The 12371-nt window shown below is 31.5% G+C and carries 9 protein-coding genes and 2 pseudogenes; 1 reads left to right on the top strand and 10 read right to left on the bottom strand.

Translation table 11 applies throughout. The features are described from left to right. Positions 1-9: 9 nt before the first annotated feature. The 4 genes from COB47_RS04910 to COB47_RS04900 all read right to left on the bottom strand — a co-directional run bounded on the left by COB47_RS04910 (position 10) and on the right by COB47_RS04900 (position 2964). Positions 10-645 carry a TetR/AcrR family transcriptional regulator gene (locus COB47_RS04910; protein WP_013290280.1) on the bottom strand — a complete coding sequence of 212 codons (636 nt, stop codon included), beginning with the start codon at positions 643-645 and terminating at the stop codon, positions 10-12. A gap of 103 nt (positions 646-748) precedes the next feature. Beyond that, positions 749-982, bottom strand: coding sequence for a transposase (locus COB47_RS12550; protein WP_237699011.1), 234 nt, complete (start codon positions 980-982; stop codon positions 749-751). Further along, positions 892-2025: a transposase gene (locus COB47_RS04905; RefSeq protein WP_237699010.1), complete on the bottom strand. Its 1134-nt coding sequence runs from the start codon at positions 2023-2025 to the stop codon at positions 892-894. The genes COB47_RS12550 and COB47_RS04905 overlap by 91 nt, the downstream gene beginning before the upstream one ends. A 228-nt stretch (positions 2026-2253) precedes the next feature. After that, positions 2254-2964 carry a SurA N-terminal domain-containing protein gene (locus COB47_RS04900; RefSeq protein ID WP_013290279.1) on the bottom strand — a complete coding sequence of 237 codons (711 nt, stop codon included), beginning with the start codon at positions 2962-2964 and terminating at the stop codon, positions 2254-2256. A gap of 219 nt (positions 2965-3183) precedes the next feature. Between COB47_RS04900 and COB47_RS04895 the strand changes: the two genes are divergently transcribed. Next, positions 3184-4506, top strand: coding sequence for an ATP-binding protein (locus COB47_RS04895; RefSeq protein ID WP_013290278.1), 1323 nt, complete (start codon positions 3184-3186; stop codon positions 4504-4506). A gap of 224 nt (positions 4507-4730) precedes the next feature. On the opposite strand, the pseudogene COB47_RS04890 reads toward COB47_RS04895, so the two are convergent. The 6 genes and pseudogenes from COB47_RS04890 to COB47_RS04865 form a co-directional block, all read right to left on the bottom strand. Next, a pseudogene (locus COB47_RS04890) lies at positions 4731-5954 on the bottom strand (IS256-like element ISCob1 family transposase). A gap of 165 nt (positions 5955-6119) precedes the next feature. Further along, positions 6120-6545: a PD-(D/E)XK nuclease superfamily protein gene (locus tag COB47_RS04885; RefSeq protein ID WP_013290277.1), complete on the bottom strand. Its 426-nt coding sequence runs from the start codon at positions 6543-6545 to the stop codon at positions 6120-6122. Positions 6546-6560: 15 nt separating this feature from the next. Then, complete coding sequence (locus COB47_RS04880) at positions 6561-7433, bottom strand: DNA adenine methylase (RefSeq protein WP_013290276.1); 873 nt, start codon at positions 7431-7433, stop codon at positions 6561-6563. 297 nt (positions 7434-7730) lie between these two features. Next, positions 7731-9677: an ATP-dependent nuclease gene (locus COB47_RS04875; RefSeq protein ID WP_013290275.1), complete on the bottom strand. Its 1947-nt coding sequence runs from the start codon at positions 9675-9677 to the stop codon at positions 7731-7733. 133 nt (positions 9678-9810) lie between these two features. Further along, positions 9811-10753 (bottom strand): annotated as a pseudogene (locus COB47_RS12980) (DUF4846 domain-containing protein). A gap of 244 nt (positions 10754-10997) precedes the next feature. Then, positions 10998-12236, bottom strand: coding sequence for a M56 family metallopeptidase (locus COB47_RS04865; RefSeq protein WP_013290274.1), 1239 nt, complete (start codon positions 12234-12236; stop codon positions 10998-11000). Between the last annotated feature and the right edge of the window lie 135 nt (positions 12237-12371).

The raw sequence follows: 12371 nt of genomic DNA, 5'->3' as shown, positions 1-12371 counted from the left end.
CCTCAATATTCATTTTTTCGCTATTCCTTCTTTCAAAAGTTTTATAAATTGAGAAAGAGCATCTTTAAAATAACTTATATCAAGATCAAGTGTTGTTGATGTTTTAATCAGAGCCTGTTCTATTATAAACTTTTTCATGTAAAAGCTTGCACCTTCTAAGAAAATTCCAATCAATAGTGGGTCTATATCCTCTCTTATAAAACCCTTTTCTTGATTATACCTGATGAGTTCAATAAGAAATTCTCTCGACTGTTTCAAAAACTTTTCATTTATTTCCTCCTTAAAAGGTGAATCATGCGAAAAAAATGCTCTCTCAAGAAGCATGTACTCGTTTCTCAATTCTTTCATTGCAAGCCATATGCCTTCAAGCGAGTTTTCGTAATAGTCAAAGATATTTATATGTATCATGTCTAACTTTTCGAGCAGTTTCAAAAACCTATCATAGGAAACCTGAAGAGAGTAAAAATACATCTCTTTTTTGTTTTCAAAATACTGATACATGCTCCCTTTTGCAACATTGCACTCTTTAGCAATATCTGATATATCAACCTCATGATAAGGTTTTTGTGAAAAATATTTTATTAATGTATCTGTTATAAAATTTCTTTTTTCTTCTGGAAGGTTCAAAAATGTTTGCTTGGGCATAAACCTCACCTCAAGATTATTATGACTTATTGGTCATGTGATTTGATCTCCTCCCAATCCCCCGAAGGGGATAGGATTCCTTCAGGGGTTGGGCTTCCCGCTTCTACGTGGTATGACTTACCAGAATACAGGGGTTATCCCTGAATATTCTGGCAGCGGTCTCCCACTCCACGGGCTTGACTTCGGACCGGTCCAGCCCTACTACCTTTAACATGTTTATCGCAGCGTTCAAATCTCTGTAAATTTCTAAACCGCAAACAGGACATCTGAAAATTCTTTCCGACAACTTGACATCATACTGACTTCCGCAACTGCTGCATGTCTTCGTTGTTGGCACAGAACTTTTGATTGCCACAGCAGGAACCCGAAGACTGTGCTCAGTCTTCTCTTAATTGTCCCTACTGCACTGTAGTGTACTGACTTTGAAAAATATCCATCCTTCCAACCTTTGATGTTATCTTTTTGAAAACAAACTGTCTTATACCTGTACAAAAATGAACAGGTTTTGTTTATTACGTCATACTTGATGTTTGTTAATTTTTCATACTCTCTTGCAATTTTTTCTTTTGTTTTATACCATCTTTTAGAACCTTTCTGCTGGCGTGCAAGTTGTTTTTGCAACTTTTTCAAGCGTTTTGTCTCTTTTATCTGCCATTCAAGTTTGAGACCGTTTGATAGTACCAGCCCGGCAGGTTTAAAATCAATTCCAGCAGCAGTATCGAACATCTGCCATACCCTCGGCTTTACTACACCTTTTCTGTTCTTTCTTCTTTCCCACGCGCCTGTGTATTTGTCCCTGTCTATATAGCAAGTTACAAAAAGGTAAATGCCACTTGGTTTTCTTACAAGTGCTTTTGCTATTTCGCTATCTTCTGGAATCTGATTTCCTCCCAGTACCCTCAAAGGTTTATTAATACCCTGTATTTTAACTCTGGTCATTTGCTGGTTAACAAACTTAAAAGTGTTCCCAAATTGTTTGAGGGGAATTGAATTAACATAGTGTTTGAACTGCAGTTTACCCGTTTTGTAGCCGTTTTCCTTTTGTATGTGAAGAGAATACAAATTCTGCTTTATTCTTTCCACCAGAGCTTGCTTCATCTGTGAACTGAGATTTTCAATTCTTCTTTTTTCGAAATTTTCCCCCACCTTTATTTCAACTTCTCTTAGTTTCTCCGCATTGCTATCAAGTCTGTTTCCAATGTCAGCAACTATATAGTTGTACAACCATTTTGCTTCTAAAAACAGCCTAAAAAGTTTTTCTCTTGTTTCTTTTGAGGCAGAGTTAAGATTAATTTTTAACTGACACACCACAGGTATTTGGTTTTTCCTTCTTTCTTTAGTTTGTTGCCATGTTTGCTTAATTTTTTCTGCCTTTGTCATCTTCTTAACTCCTCTAACAATACCGAAAAACTTTTTGCTACTTCATCTATTATACCTCGTACTCTCAAGATAGTTCAAGAGAAGAAAAAGGACTGCCATTCATCACAATCCCCTGAAGGGGATGTGCTTTCTGGCTTTGTTTTGTAAATAAAAATCTTACGCAAATTTATAAAAATAAAAACCACAGACCTTTCAAACCTGTGGTTTTGTTCTATATGAATTCTATTTTTAAATATTATTTTCATATATTGTTATTTTAGCTTTTTTCTTCAATAAAGTTATATATTCTTTCCTGAAATCTCCAATTACCAAATCCTTAGATTTAGCCTTGAACTGTTTAAATTTCGCATCCAAAAGCTTCTGAATTGAAAGCATATTTCTCGTTTGCTCAATAGTTTTTTTATCGTACTCCTCTCTTGTTATTCCCCATCCTTTGACGAGCTTTTCAATCATATCATTTGTAATCTTTGCACTTTCCACATCACCTAAAACTTTCCCACTTATTACATCCTGCATTGTTTTCATTGTTTTTTTATAGTAGTCTCTTGCTTCTTTCTCTGATATAAAATATCCTTCCTTTTTAGCAGCCTGAAGCAAAAGGAGATTTTCTATCATCTCATTTAAAACTTCTTTTTTTGTCTTTTGTACAGGTGGTTTTATTGAATTTATCTTTTCTTCCTTTGAAAGCTTTTGATAAAATTCTTTCTTATATAAATAGCTTGCTTCTTCTAACGCATACGCAATCTCTAAATCCTTTTTATAAATCTTTTCGCCGTTTACAACTGCTACTATTCTGCCATCTTTTGACTGCTCAATTTCCTTTATTTTTTTGCCACATTCTGTCCAAATATCGGATGCTAAAACATTAGAAAACAAAATTAAACTCAAAGATATAAGAGCTATTACTAAAAAATTTCTCCTACTCTTTTTTCTAATCAACCATCTTCAACTCCTTTTTCCATTTCATTTGTTTATATTATATCAAATTCAAGTTATTTCATCAATATTATGGATATCAAATTATTATTAACTCAACTCAAGAAAAATCTTTCAAAAAGACATTAGTTGTTCTAAAATAAATATAGAGCTAAAGAGAATAGTTGATCTAAACTTTTATTACAAAAGATTTAATTTCAGCACAAAGGAGATATGTCAGCAATGAATGAGAAAATAAAGCTCTACAGACTGTGTTTCGAAAACTTAAAAGTCTATCGAAATCTTCTTTATGATAGCGTTTTTAAAAAGCTGTACAATCTTGTCCGCTTCATTGACGATGGAAATCAGGATCTTGCAAGAATTGTAAATCTTTATAGCACAGTTTATTACAATCTTTTAGAAGCTGGAAAGGGCTGTAGTTTAAAGGAATACATTATTGAGAAAATTCTCTTTAGCGAAAATACTTTTACGAAATTAGCAGCAAAAAGTGTTAACAATATAGCAATAAATGAGAGTCTTAAAAAAGCTGCAGCTTGTGATTTAGACTGCCTTGAGTTTATATCAAACTTTTCTGCAAAAGAGATAAAAGATTATTTAAAAGATTCTACTGCCTTACCAAACTTTTTAGCTGAAAGTTTTTTAGAGTTTAAAGGTACAATTGCTTTTTTGCCTACTGCCGTTGATAATTTTACAAAAAATCTCATTGAAAAATTCTTAAACACAACTCCTTGGAGCAGTTTAATTGAGGAGCTTGTAGAATTTCACAAGCAAAATGGCTTTGGAATTTTTGCAAGGTACAAAGGCTTTTCATGGGACGGAAATAATCTTGTGGGTATTGAAAATTTAGACCCAATAAGACTTGATGACCTTGTAAATATTGAAAGGCAGAAAAAGATTGTTGTTGAAAACACTTTGGCGTTTTTAAATGGCCAAAGAGTCAACAACATCCTGCTTTATGGCAGCAGAGGAACTGGAAAGTCTTCAACTATAAAGGCAATTTTGAACGAGTTTTCTCACATGGGTTTGAGAGTCGTTGAGGTGTTCAAAGACCAGCTTTACACTTTTCCAAAATTAATAAGAATCTTAAAAGATATCCCGCTTAAGTTTATAATCTTTGTAGACGATCTGTCTTTTGAAGACATTGAGGAAAACTATACCAAACTAAAAGCCCTTTTAGAAGGTTCTTTAGAGGCAATGCCCCAAAACGTTGTTATATATGCAACCTCAAATAGAAGACATCTTGTAAAAGAAAGGTTTAGCGACAGAAGCAATTTCTCTGATGATGAAGTACATGTTAAAGATACTTTAGAAGAAAAACTTTCTCTTGCTGATAGGTTTGGAATAATAGTAACATACCCATCTCCAACCCAGCAAGAATACCTTACAATTGTTGACGAGATTGCCAAAAAAAGAGGTATTGAAATTACAGAAAAGCTTCACAGGCTTGCTCTGCAGTGGGAGATGAACTACAACGGTCGCTCACCAAGAACAGCTAAGCAGTTTGTTGATTGGTATGAAGCACAAGTTAAAAGGGTCTGTAAATAATTTTGTGTATTTAAATTGAACCATCCCTCTTGGTAAGAAATCATTCAGGATAATCCTGTCTACCTTCTATTTTTTAGTATTACCATTTTAAAAATTTTTATGCATAAATTTTTTAAAAGCTGGACAAAATTTAATACTGGGATATATTGCTTTGATTTTTCTAGTTCTAATTTGTTTTAGATTGCTTCCATGGAAGCAATCTAAAAGCGAACTGAAGTTTGTTATTAATTTATATATCCACTTAAACGTTCTGGATACATTATCAAAAGCTGATTTAATATTATATCCCAATTTCTGTACCTCTGTGTCCACTTTCTTACAACATTTTTTGTCGCAAGATAAAGCATCTTCTCTAATGCTGTATCGTTTGGAAATACTGATTTTGTCTTTGTCACTTTTCTAAATTGTCTGTGAATTCCTTCTATGATGTTTGTGGTATAAATTATCTTCCTTATTTCTGGGGGAAACTTAAAAAACGAAGTTAACAAATCCCAATTGCTTTCCCAACTCCTGAACGCATAAGGATACTGTTTCCCCCATTTTTCTTTTACCTGATAAAAATTTTCCAGTGCTTCTTCTTCATTAGTTGCCTGATACACTTTTTTAAAATCCTTTGAAAATTCTTTTATATGCTTGTATGAAACATATTTGAATGAATTGACTTGACTGATGAATAATACACCTTTGAATATCGCTTTTTGGGAACACTGCTTCTATTGCCTCTTTTAAACCAGTAAGGCCATCAACACAAAACAGTAATACCTCTTCTACTCCTCTTGTTTTCAGGTCATTCAAAACACCCAACCAGAATTTAGAGCTTTCACTTTCTCCAATCCATATCCCTAAAACATCCTTATATCCCTCAATGTTAATTCCTAAAACAACGTAAGCAGCTTTGTTTACAATCCTGCCTTCATCTTTTATCTTGTAATGAATTGCATCCATAAAGATAAACGGATATATCTTTTCTAACGGTCTGTTTTGCCATTCTCTTATCTCTGGTATTATTTTTCTGTAATTTTGCTTACCATCTCAGCAGATACTTCAATACCATAAATATCTTTTATTTGCTCATGAATGTCTCGTGTTGCTATTGCTCTGGAATATAAAGCTATTATTTTATCTTCAATTTCAGAGATATCTCTTTTATATTTGGGAATTATCTTGGGTTCAAATTCGCCTTCTCTGTCTCTTGGTATATCAATTTCCATCTCTCCAAATTTTGTTTTTACAGTCTTCTGAGTATATCCGTTTCGAGAGTTAGTAGTTTGTTTGTTTTTAACATCATACTTTTCATAACCCAGAGTTTCTTCAATCTCTGCTTCTAAAAAACTTTGAAGTACACTCTTAAACAAGTCTTTTAAGCTTTCGTAAATATCACCCACACTCTGAATATTGTTTTTTCTTATAAACTCTAAGAGCTGCTCTTTTGTTAAAACATTTTCCATAACAAAAAACCTCCTTCTTGGATATTTTTGTTTATATTCTGATTCTTACCAAGAAGGAGGTTTTTATACTTTACACAAAATTATTTATAGTCTCAGTTAAAATGGAAAAGGGCTAATGACAGATTTGCACTTAGCCCTTTTGAGTTTTTTAATATCTCTCTACTTTTACAGCAATTTTAAATTTGATCTTTTGACAAAATCTTCAAAAGATATTATTTCTACCAAGTTTCCCTCTTTTATATACTCAACATGTTTTTGATTTAAATAAAAATCTTTTGCTTTCTTAGTATATCCTGTTCCACTAATTATAATATAAGCTTTTTTATACTTTGGATTTTCCTTTAAAATTTTAACCAAGGTGATTATCTCATAAACTATTTTTTGCTCTGCTGTCCCGCGTGTTTGCTGCCATTTAGCACTTATAATTATCTCATCATTTAAAACAAAATCAGCTTTATATTTATTCCCAAAGAGATCATTGCCAACTACAACTTGTTCCTCAAAAGCATCATCGTAATTTTCTAGTAACGCTTGTTTAATAAGTTTTTCATGAACTCTTCCCGTTCGAGTACCTCTTCCACCGGGTGACACAATAACACCTTCTTTTCAATAATTAGTTATAATAACTTCTTTATGACCTGTTCTCTTTCCTGCACTTGAATTAATAAGCCTTTTTGCTTCTATTACCTCAAGGTTGTAACTTTCATAAAGATCTCTTATAAATTCTGAATCTGAGTTGCTTATCATAACAAAACAACCCTTTTTGCTAAGATTATCACAAACATTTTTCAGCCTTACCTGTTCCTCTTTTGTAAAACCTGCAACTGTGTAATCAGTAAAATTAGCTGTTTTGGACACAGGCATGTACGGAGGATCGAAATATACAAAATCAAACTCAGAAGCTTTTTTCACCGCTTCTTCAAAGTCTGCATGTAAAATTTCAACAGATTGTAGCATTTGTGAAAAAGTAAATATTTCTTCACTGGTTGGCATTTTAGGATTTTTATATCTTCCAAAAGGAACATTGAATTCGCCCTTTGAATTCACCCTGTAAAGCCCATTGTAACAGTGCCTGTTTAAATAAAGTAACAATACTGCTTTGAGTAAATTTTCATTTTCAATTGTATTCAGATTTTTTATCTTAATAGAATTGTAAAGTTCTCTTGCCTTATAGTAATCGCCCTCGGCATTTTTAAAATCTAAATTTTTAATATAGTAAACTACCTCATCTGGACAATTTTTAACTGCAGTGTAAAGGTTTATGAGTTCAAGATTAATATCTGAAACAACAGCATTCTTTAAGATTCCTCTATTATAAAGCTCTACCAAAAGTGCTCCGCCACCCAAAAAGGGTTCAAAATATGTGGAAAAATGGCTTGGCAGCTTTTCGACCAAGATTTTTATTATTTGCCTTTTACCTCCTGCCCACTTCACTATGGGCACAACTTTTTGGCGAAAAAAAGTAATTTGAGTCCTCATTGCAAAATCATACTCCAGATTTAAAATTAACTATTGATTTGATTATACCATACATTTGTTTGGTGTGCAAGGAGAATATATCTTCCCTTGCTCTTTTATTAAGTGTATGATAAAAACATTTCATTTCTTATTTTTTAAAGTGCTAGAAAAAACTTTAAGTAATTTGCTAATCCTTTCAAGTATTCTGACACTAAAATATATTGTCTAACTGTAAGATATTTATGAAAGGTAATTAAAAGCAATATTAGTTACTTTTCTCAATAATTGGCAGTGATAACCACAAACTAACTTTTGTTATTATTTTTGATTAATTGTATTAACAAAATTCTTAAGTATCTGAATTATTTCGTGAAGTTCCGTCATTTCTAATTCCTGCAAATCGTGTTTCCTTAAAACATCAGTATAAAAGCTTGACTTTTCATCTTTTCTTTTAATCGATATGTTCTGGATAATATTATCTCTCACTTTGAAGAAATTATTTTTTCTTTCGGCAACATCCTTACAATCACAACTATCAAACAATTTTTCCCATTTTTCTTTAAAATACATCTCACATCTTTCTCTTTCATTAATCTTTTTATCCGGGAACCCTCTTAAAAATCTTTTTGGTTGATATAATTTAGTAAATTCATCTTTACTCATTTGATTTTTTCGGACTTTATCTATAAATAGATTGTACTTACACTTATAACAGGTAATTGCTATTTCTAAGCTTTTCGGGTCATCACAATAATAATCATAATACTCTTTTAAAAAAAGCTCATCAAGAAAATAATATTCTATCGAATAATGCTGAAGAATATATGTATTCTGCCTTAATTTTTTCTTTTTTTCAACAATTTCCGAATCAGCAAATTCATATTGCTCAATAAATTCAAACATTTCTTTTAAAAAATCACTTTTAAGCTTTTCAGGATCATTTGTATCAGCATCTCTTATTATAACAACAGGTATTTCAAAATATTTATTGAGAAATAATTCTGCATTTGCGAAGAATTTTAAATTACAACATGAATTTACAGGAATTATGTTAATCATGTTTAATAAGTTATCGTCAAGTTTACAAATTAATTCTCGCACAACTTCAAAATCATCTTTACCTTCAACAAAGATGATCCCTTTGCTACCGAGAAAATCATCAGCTTTAATTCCCAATTCGTTTATAACCTCTTTGGGGTTAATCTCTTTAACAATTGATTTTTCTTTTTCTCTTATGACAAGTTTTACATTCTTCTTTGGTAGATTACTGATTGTTATAGGTGAGTGCGAGGTAAAAATTACTTGATTTCTTTCTGAAATATTTATTAATGTTTCAATCATTTTTCTCTGAAGATTTGGGTGTAAATAAATTTCTGGTTCTTCAATTATAAATATATACTTTCCTACGCTACGGGCTATTTCCACATATGTCTGCAGTATAGAAAGAATAAGTACACTTTGATAACCCGTTCCAAAATTTAAGATGTCATTTTCTATTTTTTCATTCCCTATTATTTCCACTATGCTAGTGTTATATTTTGTTGCGCTATATATATCCACTGTTGGCTCTAAATTTATTCTAAAATTGTTGTTTCCTAATGTACTGTTATAATATTCCGTTATTTTTTGTGACAAACTTTCACACCTTTTCCTTGCTTCTTTAGTAAGAATATTATTTAATTGATTGTAATTAACTCTTTTTTCTGCACCTTCATCTTTTATTAAAATATCAGTTTCATATTCACTATCTAAAATATCAATTAAACTCCTCAAATATGATTTGCGGTCAGCTGTACTTTCTTTTTCTGGATCTCGTATGGCAGGTATTACTACTAACTCAGGAAGTAATTTTTTTAAAGTGGCTTCTTTTATCTCTTCTTCGTCTTTGTCAAAATATTTTCTAATATTTTTGTTGGTACTGTCTTCAACATTTAATACTAACTTTATATATAGAGAGTTGTCAGTAACTTTTCTTAACAATTTCTCTACCTGTCTATCAACTTCATCTGTACGGGTATTTTCAAAAAAAGACTCTACTCCGCCTAACCACATTTCAATAATAATGTTATCATTAATACCTCTATGAATATCCTTCCTGTCAACTTGTTTCTTATAGTTGGGAAAAAATATTTTTATAGCATCTAATATAGTGGATTTTCCAGTATTATTTTGTCCAATAAATGCAAAAATTTTTTCGTCCAACATTATCTCCCCTGAATCTAAAAACGATTTATAATTCCTTATTCTCATCTTACTAATATACACTTGAATACCTCTCCTTTCTAAGTATTAGATTCATTATATTTGACTTTTATTATAACGTACTACATAAATTAAAATTTGTAGAATCATGTCGAAAATCACTATATTTTCCCCACTCCTCACTCCCCCCTTAATTTTACTCCCCAAACCTAAACACCTGCTCTTTTGTAAACAGCCACTCTGGTGTTATTAAAATATCACCAAAGTTTATTGAATACCAGGGATTGTCATCATCATTTGCTGTATTCTTTAAGATGTGAATGTCTTGGGCTGGCATGTAGCTTTGAGCAAGCAGGAATATCTTTTCACCTGTTTTTGGATTTTGTGCCGTGTCAACTACCACAGCGCAATGTCCAGGGTCGCTCCCTTTTAAAAATACATCTCCATTTTGCAAATCACTCAGAGGTATTTTTTGCATTTCCTGAGAAAGTGATAGTGTTCCAGCATATGCAAATACCATGTCAAGATACTTTCTAAAGCGCACATAATCATCACAGTATCCAGTCTTCTTTACCCAATAAGCTTTATTCCCTTCAACTTTGATTCTATAACCCTGCATCCACTTTCTAAAATCAGCTCTAAAGCCATTTGTAAAATTAAAATGAATTTTGTCATATTGCTTGTTCTTATAAAGATACTCTGAATAGAGCCCTTATAACAGCGTCTGCACATTGCTGCAAATCTCTTGTGCCAACATCCATGTCAATTACTGCAACATATACTTCGTTTGGTTTTTCTTCACCATTATAGTACTTCACCTTTGCGCCATGGGGTTTGAGAGGTAAATTTCTTAAGTATTTAGCAAAAGATCCTCTTGGAACTTCAACTCTTTCATATCCTTTTGGTACTTTTATTCTTTCCCCTATCGTTTTACCATGAATATTTATGAGACTTTCTTTGTAACTTTGTTCTGGTGTATTTGGCAGTGAAGAAATACCATTCTTCTTTTCTAACATTGGCTTTTTTGAAATTTCAGTTTCTTTATCCAATTGGAATTGTTCAGTTGTGCACCCAACCATTAAAGCAAAAATAAGGACAGCTGCTGTCGCTAAACACACTAGCTTCTTTAGCGTAGGCATTGAATCAGCTCCTCATTTAAACAGTTTTTTCAAAAAAGCAAATATGCTAAAAGTTATCTCTGAAACTTTTATTTTTATTAACTATTTTGTCAATCAATATTCCCGCTGATTTTTATATTTTGATCAATTCCTATCAACACACACAAACTATTTCATAAACAGAGAACTGTATTTGTTAAGCTAAACCTTTTCTTTGTTTTATTTTTATCTTTTCAGTATCTTGTAACCAACTTTTAACATCTTATTAGGATAAAATAACACCAAAGATAAGATAAACAGTGGCAAATAATGCACAGGCTGCTGTTAAGTTATTGCAAATTTTGTTTAATTTGTGCTCATATTCCCTTTCCAATTTGTTTTCAGCTTCAGCTAATATCTTAATCCTATTTTTGAGCGAAGGGTGTGACTGAACTTTTTCTAAAGCATTCGAAATATCACCTTTTATGTAATTGATAGCATACAAAGTTTTTAGAGCACTTTCATACTCTTCTCTTTTTATACCACTTTTCAAAACAAACAAATCAGCTTCTATTTCGGCAGTTCGGCTAATAAAGCTGGGTAAAAACAAGAATTGAATGGTTCCAACTAAAAAAACTACTATTTGTATGAAATTATAAAACTCACAATTTGAAACAAAATAATTAGCAATGCTTTCAAGACCAAACACAAAACTTAAGTAATAAAGTATTGCAACAAACCAACCAAATAGAATTTTTCGTCCATGTTTTGCTTTAATATGACCAATTTCGTGAACTACAGCTGCTTTAATCTCTTCTTCCTTTAGGTTTTCTAGAGCATATGAGGTTACCAAAAGCTTTTGTTTGAACAAACCTGCTGCAAAAAGATTTGCAAACTTTTGACCAAGTGTATCAAGAACTTCTACCTCGATTGATTCAATTTCAAATTTTTTTAAAGTATCTTTTATTATCTTCCCTTCATTTTCTTTGAGTTTTCTTTTCGGATACTGCAGATTAAAAATTACTAAGTAAAATAAGTAATTACCGACAAAAATGGCAACAGACAAAAAATATAAATATTTGATATCCCCTGTCCTCGAAATTTGAACAATAGGCAAAAAGATTATACCAACCATCAAAACTAAACCTAAAAATCCAGACACAATTTGTCGCAGAAAAAATGCATTTTTTAACTTTTGATTTAAAATTTTAGCTTGAATAGAGGTTGCAAAAAAGATTGAAATTATAAAAATTTCAATAAAATAGATTATGAATAAATAAAAGTGCCTGGAAAAAGTAAATTTATCGGAATTTAATACTATAATAAATATACTACCAGCTACACCAAATATTAAATTAACCAAAAATATTGATCTTATTAAAAATGTGTTTAACTTAGTTGCTTCCTTCTCTTTCTCCACACTTTTTTCATACCTTGACACAATATATATTTTGAGCCCTGTCATAACAGAAAAATATAATATCAAAAATATCAGATTTGCTATGACGTTTTTAATCCACAGCACAAAACTCCACCTCTCATTGTTTATAAACCAAACTTGAATATTTATAACAATAACATTTTATAACAAAAAATCCTTCAGATCAACAACAATAGTTTTGTATTTCAGAAATTAAGAAAAAGAGCAAATAATAGTTTT

It is taken from the genome of Caldicellulosiruptor obsidiansis OB47, from assembly GCF_000145215.1.
GTDB classification, from domain to species: domain Bacteria; phylum Bacillota; class Thermoanaerobacteria; order Caldicellulosiruptorales; family Caldicellulosiruptoraceae; genus Caldicellulosiruptor; species Caldicellulosiruptor obsidiansis.
Note: the sequence above shows the minus strand (reverse complement) of the source record. Positions and strands in the feature narration are given on the sequence as shown.